Annotated in this window: 10 protein-coding genes and 1 pseudogene; 4 read left to right on the top strand and 7 right to left on the bottom strand. The window is 50.6% G+C overall.

From position 1 onward, the window contains the following. Positions 1–14 precede the first annotated feature (14 nt). The 4 genes from KP702_RS04605 to KP702_RS04590 are packed head-to-tail and all read right to left on the bottom strand — an operon-like array spanning position 15 to position 4258. Positions 15–746, bottom strand: a complete 732-nt coding sequence (locus KP702_RS04605; protein WP_202206927.1) for a glycosyltransferase family 2 protein — start codon at positions 744–746, stop codon at positions 15–17. After that, a complete protein-coding gene (locus KP702_RS04600) occupies positions 746–2368 on the bottom strand; it encodes a capsular biosynthesis protein (protein WP_215768583.1) in 1623 nt (540 codons plus the stop codon). Before KP702_RS04600 ends, KP702_RS04605 begins: the two co-directional genes overlap by 1 nt. Further along, on the bottom strand, positions 2365–2739 hold the full coding sequence (locus KP702_RS04595; protein ID WP_202206925.1) for a capsular biosynthesis protein: 375 nt from the start codon (positions 2737–2739) through the stop codon (positions 2365–2367). Before KP702_RS04595 ends, KP702_RS04600 begins: the two co-directional genes overlap by 4 nt. Before the next feature lie 49 nt (positions 2740–2788). Next, positions 2789–4258 carry a glycoside hydrolase family 32 protein gene (locus KP702_RS04590; RefSeq protein WP_215768582.1) on the bottom strand — a complete coding sequence of 490 codons (1470 nt, stop codon included), beginning with the start codon at positions 4256–4258 and terminating at the stop codon, positions 2789–2791. A gap of 114 nt (positions 4259–4372) precedes the next feature. Between KP702_RS04590 and KP702_RS04585 the strand changes: the two genes are divergently transcribed. The 4 genes and pseudogenes from KP702_RS04585 (at position 4373) to KP702_RS16120 (ending at position 9577) form a co-directional block, all read left to right on the top strand. After that, positions 4373–5485: a hypothetical protein gene (locus tag KP702_RS04585; RefSeq protein WP_202206923.1), complete on the top strand. Its 1113-nt coding sequence runs from the start codon at positions 4373–4375 to the stop codon at positions 5483–5485. Positions 5486–5585: 100 nt separating this feature from the next. Continuing rightward, a complete protein-coding gene (locus KP702_RS04580) occupies positions 5586–7547 on the top strand; it encodes a discoidin domain-containing protein (protein ID WP_215768581.1) in 1962 nt (653 codons plus the stop codon). Positions 7548–7561: 14 nt separating this feature from the next. Then, positions 7562–7939, top strand: a pseudogene (locus tag KP702_RS16520) (discoidin domain-containing protein); the annotation flags it as partial. An 852-nt stretch (positions 7940–8791) separates the two neighbouring features. Beyond that, the gene (locus KP702_RS16120; RefSeq protein ID WP_252348554.1) at positions 8792–9577 is read left to right on the top strand and encodes a hypothetical protein; all 786 of its coding nucleotides are present in this window, start codon (positions 8792–8794) and stop codon (positions 9575–9577) included. A gap of 131 nt (positions 9578–9708) precedes the next feature. Here KP702_RS16120 and KP702_RS04570 read toward each other — a convergent pair whose 3' ends face one another. From KP702_RS04570 to KP702_RS04560, 3 genes are all read right to left on the bottom strand, one after another. Next, positions 9709–12522 carry a hypothetical protein gene (locus KP702_RS04570; protein WP_215768579.1) on the bottom strand — a complete coding sequence of 938 codons (2814 nt, stop codon included), beginning with the start codon at positions 12520–12522 and terminating at the stop codon, positions 9709–9711. A gap of 254 nt (positions 12523–12776) precedes the next feature. After that, the gene (locus KP702_RS04565) at positions 12777–14714 is read right to left on the bottom strand and encodes a M61 family metallopeptidase (RefSeq protein ID WP_215768578.1); all 1938 of its coding nucleotides are present in this window, start codon (positions 14712–14714) and stop codon (positions 12777–12779) included. 89 nt (positions 14715–14803) lie between these two features. Next, the gene (locus KP702_RS04560; protein ID WP_237389871.1) at positions 14804–15922 is read right to left on the bottom strand and encodes a hypothetical protein; all 1119 of its coding nucleotides are present in this window, start codon (positions 15920–15922) and stop codon (positions 14804–14806) included. Positions 15923–16010 lie beyond the last annotated feature (88 nt).

Genomic DNA, 16010 nt, shown 5'->3' with positions numbered 1-16010 from the left:
AGAGGGGAAATCGTTCAGTCCTTCACAGCATCCAGCAGAGCTGTGTATTCGGCAGGGACACCACAGAACGTAATCACGTCCTGAGGCACGAGATCGTAGTGGATCTTACGCCCTTCGTTGATCAGGTGATTATAAAGCGGTGCGACATAGAGCTCCGGAGAGGAAGGCGTCAGACGCTCCTGCGCGAGAGCATTCAGAAAATCGCTAGCGCGAGCAAAGTGATAAAGCCCATCACAGCACAGATCTGAAATGGGCTGCTTTTCGGTCGTTCTGGCTGCCAGGGGTTCATTGCTGTTTTCTTCAGGTCCAACGTAAGACCAGTTGGCCCCTTCGCCTTTGAAAACTTCCAGATACCCGTCAGAGGTCTTAAACCATGGTGCATCCGGAAACCGGAAGTCCTTGCGAAATGTATCAATGTTGAAGATTGTCAGTGGCGTTTCCAAATCCAGCCCGGCTTTCCTGACGCCAAATTCAACTGTCTCAGCCTGCCCAGCCGTTTCATGATCAAGAATGATGATACGCACATCCTTGATGCCAAGCTTGGCTGTTTCTGCCCTGATGAAAGCTTCTGTATCTGCCACAGTCCGAGCGATGAAGATGAATGGCATCGTCTCGAAATAGGCTGAAAAGCTTTCGATGGAATGCGCAAACACGCTTTTCCCAGCCAGAGGCAGCATATACTTCGGCTTGGTATACCCGGCTTTTGTAAAACGGCTGGATAGACCAGCCATCGGGATGACGATCATCAGATTTTTCCTTCAAGAGTCGAATACAGACGCAAGGCATTGGCGATGAACGCCTTTTGTCGATCTGGTCTGTCGGAATGCAAAGGCAGCATGGAAATGAACAGGGACGTCGTGATTGCACGAATTTCTGCGCTGGAAACAGAAATACCAGCAATGCTCATTTCAGAGAACGCGCTTTGCAGCCACTGACGATGAGAGGACGTATCGAAATTCAGGTCGAAATTGTAAAGTCCATCCTGCTTCAGGTCATACCGACCGGCAAGAATGAAGTCATACAGTCCGTCAACTGAGTGAGAATATTTTGCGATATCGTATCGGCAATCACCGTAGATTTCGCGTTTTTCGCTGAAGACATACCCACGGGGATCAATGACAGAGATACGACTATTTCTGGAGTTGTAAAGGATATTGCTGAAGCAGAAATCGCCATGCATCATGGTAGATGAAGCTGCAGGATCAAAGGATACCATCGTTTCCAGCTGGCGGCTGATTTCTAAGAGAGACGGCATCTTCCGTCCCTTGTAAACCAGTTCATGCTCTATATCGAAGCCGGTTTCCTTAGCGAACCGCTCCAGCCGTTCGACCGTCTTGCTGCCCATAAGCTGCCGCGAGTAATCGTCTCTCGGCTTGTCCCCAGGTGTCGCGGCACAGATTTCCAGAAATTCTGCGCAGGAGGTCAGGATCTTCTTCCAGGAAACACGCCCGATTGCAGAGAAAACATAGAGTTCCGACAGATTCGGCGCGTACTGGTATTCAGTTGAATAGAATGCCCTTTGCCCCTGCTCCCCCTTGTCCAGCAATCTCGCCGCGTAGGGCTGTACCTTTGGTGGAACACTCTCAAACCATTCAGCTTCAGCTTTCATCTTGAAGGTGTCAGCCGAAAGCTTACGAACCGTATTGCGGGTAATCTGAAGGGAGTTGAACGCGCGCGCTGTCGTTACGAGCCGACGAGAGCGGAAATAAGTCTGGATATGACCAAAGTCATACCATTCCTTAATTTCCTCCATCTTCATGGGACGACGCTGCAAATAGTTGTTTATGCCGTCAATGAAACGACCGCGCACCTGGCTGATGGCGCGAACAAGCTCTGCACCATTGGAGAATGCGAAATAGCCGCAGGCAACGGGATTTTCGGTATTCTGCTCGCTTGTGGCCTCAAACGTTTGCAAACTGACGATAACATTGTCGCTATGTTTGATCGCAGCCCACGAATAGTCATCCCCCTCCGCGTGACCGGCAATCACGTCGAGCTGGGTTGGGATCTGGCTCAGAACGGTGTCACCGTGCAAAATGCGGACGCATGTATTGTAGGCGTTGATCACATTGATGGCGTAAACAATCGCTTCGCCGAGTTGCATGTCATCTGGAACGGGAAGAAGGGTAACTCCCTTTTCATTCAGACGCTGAGTATCGTAGGCCGGAACGTCAAAACTCTCGGGAACCGTCATGTACAGAGGGAATGTCTCGGTGAAGTTTTTCCGAAGACAGTCTATCTGCATGTCATACAGACGGCCTACGCCCAGCGGCAGAAATGAAGGGGGTAAAAGGCCGAACTCCGCAACCAGTTCTTGATCGACGAAGGCGCCTGATGTGATCAGACCAATGGAGGAGGGGGCACTCATTTGTGCGTCTCAATCAGCGTATTGATCTCTTCAAGCGACAAAGAGAGAAATTCGGACGGGCGCACGGCACGGTCATCAATATAGAACCCTTCCGTCCCACACCACGGCTTGCCAACATAAATCTCATCGTACGGTACGTCATGCTTTTTCAGCCATTCGATGATGATAGGCAGTGTATTGGCGTTGATCTTACCAACAGCCCCCTGATAGGTGCGCATGTTACGCGCTGTCTGGATCAGAATTTCGAAACCCTCAGACTTGTACTCCCGAAGCTTCTCGATCAGGGGAAGATTGGGCTCTTTATCACTGTAAGAGAGGTCAGGGTTGTTTTTCGTAAGAGTATCATCAAGATCAACAACTAGACGCTTCATAGTTCAGCACAGCCTCCGAGGATTTGAGTTTCACTTTTATCTTGGGTTTCTAGAGAATACCAGTAAGCCGATTGCCTGATACAGGCTTCAAGAGACAGATTTCATAATCGGCATTTTGAAAACATCCGGAGTTTTTTAGCGTAAAAGGGCCGCCCGGATCGCCATAAGCCCTTGTATTAAGGGCAGAGCCGTCAGATGTGAAAATTTCGATGACCGATGCATCCACATAAATATCTAGCTCTGCCGAGCGTGAACTGGATAACGGAACTGTATCTTCATTGCAGGACACTTCCGCTCCGGTTTTCTGCGGATTGTAGTCAAGGTGCAGAAAACGATCAGTTCGACTGAAGACCAATTCGCCCGCTGAGTTCGCATCGAATCTGACACGTATCCGAACACACGGCCCTGGAAGCGTTACAGGTTCCTTGGGAGATCCGGAGAACAGAATCTCACCGTGAAGTGCCTCAACCGAGGGATGAAGATGAGAACGGACCTTTCCATCTGGCCCGGTGACAAGCAGCCGAGGAAAAGACATGACGCCGCTCCAACCACGATCCGCGGCAGCGCCTGCCTGCCAGGGCTTTTCAGTAATCCAACCAAAGAGCGTACGCCGCCCTTGAGCATCAAGCATACTGCGAGCTGCGTAGAAATTACCGTAGCCTAGCGCATCCAGCGTTAAGGGGCGGAATTTTCCATTCACGTAATCACCCGTTACAACATGCACGACCCAGTTAATGGAAAAAATCAGAGCATGTCGGGCGCCCACCCGAAAGAAATCCGGACATTCCAGCGCATCATCACCACCCCGCAAATCCGAAGGACCGTAAAAAATTCCTTTATAAGACCAGTCTCGAAGATCACGGCCTTCATAGCGTAAGATGACGCCCCCCTGGTTCTCAATGCTGCTACCAACAAGCATGACCCAGGTATCGCCTTCACGCCAGATTTTCGGGTCTCGAAAGCCACGGATCTTTAATCCAGGCGGCCCAACTGGCAGTACGGGATGAGCTTCCTGCCGCCAGTGCGTCATGGTGAGATCAGATGTAGCGATACATTGAACCTGATCCGGCGCCCGCCCTGTCTTCAGACCGGTGTAAACAGCGATTGCCTGCTGTCCATCCAGCACGACATCTCCTGTGAAGACACCGCTTGAATCCGGACCATCAGGCTGTGGCGACAAAGCAACGACCTGATGCTCCCACCTCACCAGATCACGGCTGGTCGCATGTCCCCAATGCATATTACCCCATACGGCGGCATCAGGATTCCACTGATAGAAAAGGTGGTAGGTGTTATTTGCGAAGACGGGTCCACAGGGATCGTTCATCCAGCCATGAGGTGGCAGCAGATGGGATTGCGGCCTGAAAGGATCAGACATCAGAAGATAGGCTGGGGGGGAATGCCCCGTTTTCCCCAACGCACGAGCAGAATACCCAAACAGAGCGGCCGCCGTAGAAACCATGAGAGACCGGCGTGATAGCCGTGCAGGTAACGCATCGGTTAATAAGTACCTGGACACAGAACGTCTCCCTGTCGTGACCGCAATTGTCTATTGCGAGAGAGACTATGACATGAGACGCTGAACTGACACCAGAGAACGTCCAGCTACTCTATCAAAGGTGGGAAAACGGTATTGAAGGCAGGTAGACTCTTTGCGGCAGTCATGATTGCAGGCAGCAGTTTTGCCTGCTTTCCCACCAGCCATGCTGAAGAACTATCAATTCTTCCGCTCAAGGCAACACTGACGAAAAGTACCCCGTCATTCCAGGTCAAGAATCTTTTTTCGTTCCAGTTACCCGCCAACCTTCCCGCACCCGCAAACTTTCGCGGGCTGATTGGAACACTGTCCACAACCACGAGCCCGGACAAGACAACACATAAGCCGGTTTGGTCCGAAACGCTCTTTGGGCTGGCGTATACAACACGGTCCGTATGCCCGTTATCTGGCCAAAAGATTGGGAGCTATTCTGAAATTTTCTCCAGCTTCCCCAGTCAGGGGCTGGCGGGGCTGATTGTCAAACAGTCGGGTCCAGGGACCGTGACAATCCCTGTGGCCATCAAACTACCCGCCGGTCTTCCAATGCGCCTACCACCCGGCGGCTGCCTGTTCATGAGTTTTGACGGAACAGATTTTGCCAATCGTCCTTATACAATGACCAGCAATCTCTCGTTGCTTTACGACACGCAGCCTCCAAAATGGCCGTCTTACAGCGTCAACGGACTGGATGCAGAGTTCGTGGTTACGCCCAGCACCGCACGCGGCCCGGTTCTCAACGCCTATACCGTTCTTCCCGTTTCAGAAAAGGGCCCCTTACACCCCGGGCTCCTCCTCGATGTTTACGGAAACGTCTCAGCCACATCATCCAGTGGATTTTCCGGAGCCCCTGTAAAATCGGGTCGCTGGAGCATTCGGGAAATTGTCTCTGTTTACCGCCGGGGCAGCTGTAACCAAGCCTTTCCTCACCATTCGGAAAACAAGTTCATGTGGAATGACCATAGCGGCAATGGCACTGAACCCAATCCTTCTCATGCGCTAAAGCCCACAGCGCAGAAAATACTCGATATTGTTCTGGATGGTAACGGGATTGATTCAGTAATGAAGCAGGCTAATGGCATACAGACATTGCCTGTCTCTTTAGAGACCGGAGACTGTGTTGTTTCAGCCATTCTGCCCAATACAGTTGATAAATCGATTGATGGCAGCGTGAATGTGGAGACGCAGATCAAAACTGTCTCTACACCCTGATCTCCTCTTCCTATTTTGGCTGGACGCTTTAAGAATAGTCAAAATAGGCATAATGCTTTCAGGCGCGTGTACTGACGTTTGGTAAGGTGGAGCAAGTTTCGTGGGCAATATCACTACCGGATTCAGCATTCTTTCGAGCTCACAGACCTCTCCACAGGTAAACGAAGAATTTTCCTCTCAGCGCGAATGGTTTCCCTGGTGGCAGATCAGCCTCAAAGAGCCCGTTCGCGTCGAAGGCATAAGACTTGAAGGCTTTCTGGAAGGCACAGACCAGCCTCCTCTCATGACGGTTCTTATTTCAGACGACGGACAAAACTGGCTTCCTGTCTGGACACAACCTCTCTACGAACCCGACACCCGCGCAATAACCTCAGTCTCTTTTCAGCAGGTATTTTCTGCTCGCCACATCCGCCTTCGGTATGATGCGTTCGGCGTCCTGAGTTTTAAAAAAGCTGTTTTTGAGACTTCTGCTTTCACAGGGCATGAACAAACAGTTGAAGAGGCATTACGCGGCTATAAAAAAACTGCCGCAAACTCACAGGTCGTACTTTCAACGCTTTTCAACGAAAGCGATGAGTTCCTTGAACAATACATTGACAATTTTCTGGCCTACACCCCTGAGAATGTCTGTGTAGCGCTAAATTTTCCTTCTGAACGTGCAATTCCTCCCCACATCAAGACGATCAGCCCCCGTGTACATGTTTTCAACGGGAAAATCCGTCGTGAGAAATGGGGGCACACGCTTCTTCTGGGGCATCTGGAAGCCTTTGAAGAAGCACAAACCGCTTTTCCCAATTTTGATTATTTCGCCACCATGGCCTCCAATGGGCTCATGGTCCGAAAAATGGACGTTGCCGCCGCAATCGAGCAGCTTCCGCTGGCCTGTCGTGTTCCTGTCGCCTCCGAGCGGGCCTATGAGAGAGATCTCGATGTAGATGTGCTGGAGCCGACATACCATGGGACATGGATGTGGCATCATTTTCGCAACTCTACCGGTTTGGGAAATTATCTCCGGGAGAAACTGGCCGTAGAAAAGGTCTCTGCGACACAGATCGAAGGTCTTTTCGCGCGCAGGCAGGACTGGGACCAGCTCCATGCACGCAAAAGCCTGATTGAAGGGCTGGAAGACTTCATTTCCTTCGAAAACTATATGGCTATCGAGGAAGTGCTTCCAACGTCCATTTTCGATCGATTTGGAACGGGCCAATACACGCATATCTGTCGTGTTCTCTGGTCAGGCACCCGCCAGACAACGGTTTCAGACCTTCTGGAAATGGTCCCCACTATGCCGGATCATTTCTGTGCACTGAAGTGGTTTGACCGCTCCCGGATTGCCCAATCCACTGTTGCGGTGACAACACCTTGGGGCCGCAGCCTTCTGGAAATGGGTCAAAGCCAACACAGTGATATCGAACAGTTCCAGAAAGTTACCCTTGCCAAAACCCTGCTTGCAAAAGCGTATGAAGCAGAACATTTCGGCCCACTGACAAACCGTTGGTGGCCGACCGATGCACAAGGGAAAAAGGGCTTTAACTGGTCCGTCAGGGATCTGATATGCAACCGCCAGCATATTGAATTGGATATCCCTGAGCGGTCCCCTTCCCGGGTGGCTCCAGCATATCTGTTCATGGAAGCCACAAACCAACGTATCTCTGTGGCCTTGAATGTACGGGAAACTGCAGAGGCCGAAACCATTTTACGGCTATCCTGCAGCGCGTTGACAGAAGACGGCGCGCCCGTTTCAGGGGTGCATCTGCAAGGCTATCTCTATCTTTCCGGCCTGCAGGGAGACACCGTCTTTTGTCTCTCCATCCCTCGTGGGAAATGTTTTCCACATGATGCGCTGGCTCGAACCGTTTTCCACGATGAACACGGTTACACGGTCGATTACGCCGATCGTATTGAGCATCTTGATGATGTTGAAAAACGTTATTTTGTGCGCAAAGCGCGCGGAGCAGAGGGGCAGGTCTGGCTTGGTCTTCCTATTCACTGCAACGCCACAGTAGAAGTCGGCCTCTCAGTAGGCCCGGACTATCGCAACAACCGCAGCTTATCCGTCTGAGATCTGACACTGATATGATTGACCTCGCGCTCGGCAAACCAGCTACCCAGAGTTCCAAGCATCCAGATATTCTGCTGCCACTGACCGTTGATGCTGCCAATGCAAATCGGCCAGATCGCTCTGATGCTCATTTCCAAACGGCTGCAGAGTGGTTTCCCTGGTGGCAGGTTGATCTCGAAGAACTCTGCATCATTTCAAATGTAGTGTTGTACAATTCATCTTTCTGGCCGGGCCGGGCCCGTATGTTTTCAATTCTGGTCTCACAAGACGGCCAGACCTGGAAAGACGTCTTTTCAAAAACGGATCACAGCGTTTTCGGTGACAACGACGACACTGCTTACAAGGTCGTGTTTCCAGAGCCCGTTATCGGACGCTTCGTAAGAGTTAGACTGGATAACTGGGACCATCTCCATCTGAAAAGTGTCCGCGTTTATGGGGAGCCATGTCGAGCAACCCTGTCTACCAACACACCTGAAACGCTTTTATCTTCTCCTGAAGGGGTCGTAGTATTCGCGACCAACTACAACGAAGAAGACAGATTCCTACCGGTTTATATCGATAATTTTCTGAATTTTACTTCTGAAAATTGCCATATATTTATCAATTTTCCAAAATCACGCCAAATACCAACTGACCTTCTAACACCAAATCCACGTGTCCACGTTTTTAATGGTGTCATTGAACGCAAGAAATGGGGTGGCACCCTCTTGCTGGGCCATATGGAATCTTATGGCGAAGCACTACGCACGCTGGAAAAGATTGATTATTTCTGCACCTGCGCGTCAAACGGGTTATTCATACGTCCGTTCGATTTCGCGGCAGCTGTCCGACGCCTAGAATTAAAAGACGACGCACCCGTCGGCATGACCCGGCCATATCTGATTGATGCAGACCTCAAAACGCTACCGCGGGAAGGGGCAGATATGTGGGTCTGGAATAACTTAAGAAATTCCCACGGCCTGGATGAATATCTTGAAAAAAATTTGGGAATTACCAAATTTTCCCTCAACCAAATCGAAGGTTTATTTGCGGAAAGCTATGAATGGGACCAATTATATTTACGAATAAACGAGCTTACGAAATGCAATGAGCACTTCGGCATACCTGTATTCGAAACCCCTGCTTTAGAAGAATTCATTCCGGTAACTTTCTTTCGCCATTTTGGAAAAGGGCGATTTGCCAATATCTGCTATATGCTCTGGGACCCAATCCGGGAAATCATATTCCCAGATCTTCTTCAATGCGTGCAGAAACTTCCAGCTCATATGTGTCAGGTCAAGTGGTTCAGTCGGGATCCTGATTCCACGCCAACGGCCGCACTTTCTCACGCATGGAGCCGAGCTCTTCTGGAAACACTCTCCAATGAAGAGACCCCGGAAGCTTATCATGACCGGTTTCTGAACCGTGTTTTGACCCAGAGCTTTTCTGATGCCGTTCGTAAAAATGAAGTTTATACGCCTTTGACACGCCTTTGGCGCTCCGATGCACGGTGGGGCCGCGTTCAGTGGATTTACTCTTCTCTGCTTCCACAAGGCGAAAAAACAAAGGTATCTCCCGCGTTTCCGGGCACCCCTATGCAGGAGGATGGAATTTCATCTGCGTGGGTTCTCTCCGCAGACCCCATGCACGATGGTCTGCAATATGAAGCCGTCGTTGCAGAAGAGCCTTCCAATACGACCCTTTCTCTTCAGGTGAGCCGAGAAGGCGAAGGTTTTGGACGGCACGAGTGGGGAGATACACGGGCTATTCTGTTTCTTTCTCCCTTGGCAGGAGAAAAAGCTCAGGTGTTCCGTCTTTCGTTGCGCCGGCCTTTTGAACACGCCCATGAACAACTCATGCACAATGTCAGGCGGTCTGATGGGCGGTCCAATTTTGCATGGCCGCTGATCATGCAGGAAGATGAAGGCAATATGCGCCACTTCTATTTCCTGCGTCCGCAGAACCATAAGGGCGAAATCTGGATCGGAATTCCTGCATTCCTCAGAACATCCATTTCCATGGAACTCGCTTTTGGAATTGCTCCCGTTTGAACGACGGGGGTTCAGCATTGTGTGTGGCAGACAGGGACTATCTGCTCACACACAATGACTGGCCAATAAAAAATTGGGCACGGCAATACAGCCCAATTTTCAATATCCCCTGCAAAGGGGGTGTTAATCAGTTACCAGCTCTGAAGTTCAACACGCTTCCAGCTATTCGAAGCAACACAGACATAATGATAGTTTGCATCATCTGTGAAGTCGCCAGGCGTGCAATCCGCCGTTGAGGATGATGGTGTTGAAAGCGTTTCCCTGAAGGCCCTGGCTGTTGCCGTGGTCGCCGTAACAGTATCTCCACCAAACGTGCTGACCCCGGTTGTTACGATACCAGCAAGGCGCAAAAACCCATTGGCATCTCCTGCCTGATTGGTCAGACTGATCGTCTGAGAGTCTACCTGAGAAAAGCTGGGAGCGTTCCCTGCGCCAACTCTAAGCCCGGCCGGGGCACGCGCAGTACCATCAGATTCCGTTACAAGTCCCAGCTTGGTATTGCTGCCCTGGCCAACAGCAAGAGCGACACCGCCGGTATACCCACTAGGATCAAATACGATCTGGCCAGCCTGCACACATTGTGAGGCACTGATTCCAGAATCCAGCATATAAGCTGTTCCATCGCAAAGAGGAGCAGCGTTGTACTGGAGACTGGGGTTACTGCTTTCCAGCGCACCAAGATGCAAGGAGCCGTTTCCTGATGATCCATCCTGCGAACCATAGAACGAAAGTTCTGTGTATTTCCCATTTACAACACCATTACCCATCATAGAGATTGGCTGTGTTGCATTAACGTCTGCAGACATGTTGGCCTGATTGCGGACGTCAAAGAACCCACTATCTGACTTGATCGTTTCGCCTCCTGGAATAACGCCACCTACCCAAAGACCGATACCAAGAGTATTGGCCCCTGACAGTCTCAGCATATAGCTGTCATTAGCCAAGGGTCCTGAGGTGCCATTATAGGCAAGGGTGAGCCCCTTCATGGACACTTCGCCTGGATGATCCTGATTCGCCCAGAAGTCCCACTCATTATCGAAGGAACGGGTAACGCTATCGGTTTTTCCGACGCGATACTGAAGGTTGTAGTTGTTGAAATTCTTATTGTTCATGCCCAGAAAAAGCGTGGGCTGGCTATAATTATGATACTGGCTAGTGTGGGTTTCTTGTCCGGTCGCAGGGTGGGTATAAGTAATCTGATTGTCTATCTGGTCTCCACTATTTTGCCCTGGAGCTGCGGTAGCAGCGGCACCCCATTCACCAACAGTGCACCATCCCGGTTGGGCGGACGATGTCCCTGGGTAGTATCCGCTCTCTACAAAAAATGTGCTGTGCGCACTATCAGTGTTCGCCGCATCCCAACCAGAGAAATAGGCAAGATAGTAGTTAGGGAGATCCACATTCGTAGCATCAGGATTGTACCCCCCTTCCGTGCTATTCATTCCTTTTGCGTAATTTGTCCAAATAGCCATACGATTTTGAAACAAATTCATTTCAAGCGTATTAAGCGCTGGATACACAGACACTTCGTTCGCCCCAAGGAACCTTATGGCATGAGCAATTCCGTCAGATGCCAGATACTGGACCGTTACACCTGTGCTGGCTGCCACTGCGGAGGCCAACGTGTACCCGGATGGCAGAGTGACTGTTGTAAGGTTGGTCGAAGGGTTATAAGCCGCCTGCGTGATTTTTGCAGTTTCAGAAGACACAGTGCCGGACGCTCCTGCCAGCGAGAGGCCTGAAATCTGGCAGCCTGCCAAACTGTTTGCCGCCTGAACTCCACACCCTAGAGCACCGACCAGCGTAAAGCTTGAGGCCCCGGCAGCAGCATCTGTCCCGATGCTGTATGAGGTTCCTACAACACGATAGGATCCGTCACTTTCTGTAGCCAGAGTATTTCCTCCCAAAGCATCCAGTGGGGAAACATCGCTGGACCGGGCATCAATATTAATTCCGTCCGTAATACCCGCGCCGGAACGGTTATTGATTTCTGGCCCCCCCATATCCGTGAACTGATAGCAGGACCCGCCTTCATCTCCACCACTGGTGTTTGCACACGAGGCTTTCAGATGCACAAGAGAATTTGCCGTAGATCCACCCAACATCAGTGTATTAGGGTTTTGGTTTACTGCATCCCAGTGATTGCGGGACATGGTAATAAAAGGAGTAGTAGTCGCACTCTGATAAACAGACTGTCCTTCGTATCCAACTTCCAAAGTTCGATCCAGCTTTGCAAGTGCGTCAGCAACGCTTTGCCCATTAACCGTGACGTCTGCACCAAAAATTCCCGTCCCGGTGGAAATTCTGTTATTAAACTCCCAGGTATTTCCATATGATAAATTATCGAAATGACAATGCCCCTGGCCGTCGCTGCCAGTGGCAGTGTCACACCAGATAAAGACATCATTATTTGCGATATAGGGATTACCCGGATGGAAGTGAATTGCCTCCGTCTGTCCGCTATTATTTTGCTGCTGTGCAAAAAGAATATTCCCAACGGCATCGCGCCCGACCACCCCGTTAGGAACGTCTTTCTGATTGCTCGCCTGAAAGGCATCCATTGTTGTGGAAAGCGTATTCAGAAGACCTGAAAGCTGTGCGCCGCCAACAGTACCCTTGTCGATAGAACCACTGACCGGTGCCGTGATGTACCCTGAACTGTCCAGTACCACGGCATTGGATTCTACGCCCGTAGGAGCCTGACACGGAACAGGATGACCTGCATCATCCAACCCGCATGTCATCATGACAACTGTTGTGGCATGCCATTGATTATCCGTTCCTTTATATGCCGGAACGACAGGTTTCTCGTTGTTTCCAACGGCTGACACCACTTTAAGCGGCTGGTAGCTGCCATCAGTTCCTTTGTAAGCCGCAGGCGACGCAGCAAAAGAATGCAGAGGAATTAATAATGATGAAATTATTAGAAGATTTTTTTTCGTCATCGAATTCTCTGTTAATTAGATTTTCTGTAACGACGAGACACAAAAAAAGCCCTTTCCCCAGAAGAGGAAAAGGCCATCACCGTGAATTTATTGCTATTTTTACTTGAAACAGCCGTTACATATGTCGGCTATCTTCTTTTCTTCTACCATATTGCGCGTTCTGAATCAATTAAACTTTCCAACGCATTTAAAACACATAACCTAACAAACTGGCAGCCCCGCTAGAGGAATACGGGGCTGTTCAACAGTTTGCATTACAGTGGTGCGTAAATTGCTCCCAGATAATCGGGGGTGCCACTCACGCGATCCAGACGCGGGTAACGCAGGCCATCATGATATGGGATAGAAATCGTGCTGATGTGCTCGCCAGATTTCACGACAAGTCTGATTGGCTGTTTCGGGTCTTGTTGTGCGTCCGCGATGGCATGACGCAAACGATCCCCTGTGTAGGCCATGTCATTAACAGCCAGGATTGTCTCTCCTGACGCCAGGCCCGCCTTGTATGCAGGGCTCATCCAGTGAACACGTGCTGTTTTGCCATCACGTGTGACACTCATACCGAGCGAGAACGTCAAATCCACACTGTGACGAACAGCTTCCGATGCTTTGATGAATGATGTTGGCTTGTCTGTGTAAACAAGCTTGTACCCACCGTTTGTCAGGCCATCCAACGGAGCGTGCGGTCGGATAGTGTCCAGACGATCATGCAGGAATTTGTCCCAGTCATAGGGCTGGATACTGTTCAGGGTCGAAGCCACTTCATCGAACTGATAGAGGCTGACGATAAAGCTTCCATTATTCGTGCCGAAAAAGGCCTTCGCGAAATCGTTCAGAGATTTCTGCCCGTTGGAAAGCTTGCGGATCAGCGTATCTGCGTCGAGCCAGACAAGCTGACCTTCCACATAATAGTCCTCCGAACGCTGCCAGTCGCGCCATGACAGAGGGGCACGCTGAGCAATAACGGGATCATTGGTGGTATCTTCCAGCGGGCGCCACAGACGACCTGTTTGGTTCTCATAGGTTGCTGCCATATAGGCCAGTGCTTCGAAGCCCTGATCCTTCGTCACAAGCCCTGAACGGGCTGCAAGAACATTTCCCCAATACTGGGTCTGACCTTCATACACCCAGAGTAGAGACCCGCGTTGTGGAACATTAAAGTTTGGAGCCCACATATCAGCCGGGCGACGATACTTTCCGTTCCAGGAGTGCGTGTACTCATGCGCGAGGAGATCACGCTCGGGGAAGGTCTTATCCCATTCCGTGAAATATCCCGGAGCAGCAGCATTCTCGCTGGACTGATGATGTTCCAGCCCAATCATGCCCAGCTCTTCCGTCAGGGCGAGCAGGAAGTCGTAATGATCATAATGGTGGGAGCCGAAAAGAGCCGTAGCCTGTTTGACGAGGTTCTTATGAGCTTCGATCTGCTGCGGCGTCGCATTCAAGGACTCTGCATCGTCTGCAACAACATTGAGCGCGACAGGGACATTGTCTGGCCCGGTCAGATCAAATTTACGGAAATACCGACCCGCGTAAATCGGGGAATCGACCAGGGTATTGTACGTCGTCGCATTGAAGTGGGTTTCATCGCCATAGGCAGAGGCGCGCAGAGCGGAGCCAATCTGCCATCCATGCGGCACCAGAACGCTTGGTTTGACCGTAATATCCCGCGTGAAATACCCAGCCGGGTATAGAGAAACCTGATCCCACTGAACATTGACAATGGATGGCGTCATGACGACACGGCCCTGACCCGGCGTAACCGGAGACAGAAGCTGGAAATGAACGTCGAGTGTAGGGGTCGTGGCGGAAACGGGAATATGAAACGCAGCGATATTGACCGTGTCGCGCTTCCAGGGAATCGTCTTGCCACCTGATTGGATTTTCAGGCTGGCAAGCTGCTCAATGACGCCTGTTGGGGAATGATCGCCCGGAATCCACATGGGATACAGAAGGATCAGTTCGCCTTTCTCTACAGCCTCTTTCGGAACGGGAACCGTTTCATGGATGGACATGACGTGATGGGCCGTGTCTGTCGCATCAACAGCAACCGTCAGAGCGCCGGGAAAGGGCTTGTCCTGCGGGTCTGGGATGGCGGCAGGCAGAGGGAGCGGCTCTGGCTGAGGCTGGGCAAAGGCTGGGGCAACCAGGCTGCTGAACGCAGTCAATGCCACCAGAAAGCGCATACGCATCATAAGGAAGGTTCCGATTTGTAAATCAAAGTCCTTCCTGCCCTAATTGCCCTCGCAGGCATGCACAAGGGGTAATAGTGTCGAACGGGTTTTCAGGCTCGTGGCGTGTAACCCATCTTAGATCCTACAAGAATATAGTGATCCAGAAGCGTATCGTAACGCCCCATTGCGACATCCATGGCAGCAGCGGGGTAAGCGGTAGCATAGTATTTGTTGTCCAGGTGAACGGGATGTTTCCCTTCCCAGAACCCAGCGCTACAGAAATGATTGATTGACCCTACAGCTCCATAAGTTCCAAACAGCCCTATATCTCCGTACATTCCAAGATAATCTGCCACACTGAAAACACTGAGCGCGTCATTCAGTGTGGGGCGGTTGCTCTGGCGTTTCTGTAATATGGATGCTGCTGGAACATATTGCCATGTTCTTCGTACGGGATCGAGATAGTCCCGATAGTTCGCGATGTCTCGCGAGTGATAAATAGGAAAGACATAAAATTCGTATCGGGGGTCATCCAAAGGCAGCAGCATTGATGAAGGATGCTGCTGGGGTGACATCACGCCTGCGACCGGAAAAAAGATTTTTCTGGCATCTGAAAGCCACGCAGCGAGCCAAGAGAACGTACTCAATGCTGGAACGATGTAGTGTGATCGACGAATATAATCAAAATCAAGCGCCTCCCCGCGGGAGGAAATAAAACGTGCATCTGGAAAGCGCTGTTTCAGTTCGTCCAGATAAGGTGATGGCGTCAGTTGACCATAGAAAATTGGTTTCTTGCCGGTTTTCTGGATGAGGTGTTCATAGAATTCCGGAGGGAGCATTGTATAATCCGGATGCAGACCCGAAAGAACCTCTCCGCCACGGATATTAATGACAAGATCATCAGGCCCCCCATACTGCTCATTATCGGAGCAGTATGGGAAAATTTTATCATAGTCCGTAATTCTGCGATCAGGAAAATTGTCGATATGCTGGCTATACCCTTCCAGACTGATAAACGCCGCATTGGAGCGGGGGACAATATGGCAGTAACCATCTGTTGAGACACGTCCATGAACCCGAGAGTTGATAACCTCTGTGTCATGCAAGCCAAATTGATTTCTGGTGTCGATGTCTGGAATTGAAATATCGAAAAGCGGAATTCTTACATTGCAGATGGTCCCATAACCAAGATCCGACTGAAGCTTCAGAGCCGAAAGATACATCATCATGATGTTCCCGGTATTTCCGTACAGAGATACTCTGATTGTAAAGTTCTTCATGGCCTGTAGCACAGTTATGGTTCAGCTAGACCATAAC

This window comes from Gluconobacter sp. P5B12, from assembly GCF_018812035.1.
In the GTDB taxonomy this organism is placed as follows: domain Bacteria; phylum Pseudomonadota; class Alphaproteobacteria; order Acetobacterales; family Acetobacteraceae; genus Gluconobacter.
This window is presented reverse-complemented; position numbering and strand designations above follow the sequence as displayed.

What these genes read in the sequence shown, in the direction of transcription:
- KP702_RS04605 (WP_202206927.1), bottom strand. Translation starts at nt 746, where the DNA reads ATGATCGTCATCCCGATGGCTGGTCTATCCAGCCGTTTTACAAAAGCC.
- KP702_RS04600 (WP_215768583.1), bottom strand. Translation starts at nt 2,368, where the DNA reads ATGAGTGCCCCCTCCTCCATTGGTCTGATCACATCAGGCGCCTTCGTC.
- KP702_RS04595 (WP_202206925.1), bottom strand. Translation starts at nt 2,739, where the DNA reads ATGAAGCGTCTAGTTGTTGATCTTGATGATACTCTTACGAAAAACAAC.
- KP702_RS04570 (WP_215768579.1), bottom strand. Translation starts at nt 12,522, where the DNA reads ATGACGAAAAAAAATCTTCTAATAATTTCATCATTATTAATTCCTCTG.
- KP702_RS04565 (WP_215768578.1), bottom strand. Translation starts at nt 14,714, where the DNA reads ATGATGCGTATGCGCTTTCTGGTGGCATTGACTGCGTTCAGCAGCCTG.
- KP702_RS04560 (WP_237389871.1), bottom strand. Translation starts at nt 15,922, where the DNA reads ATGATGATGTATCTTTCGGCTCTGAAGCTTCAGTCGGATCTTGGTTAT.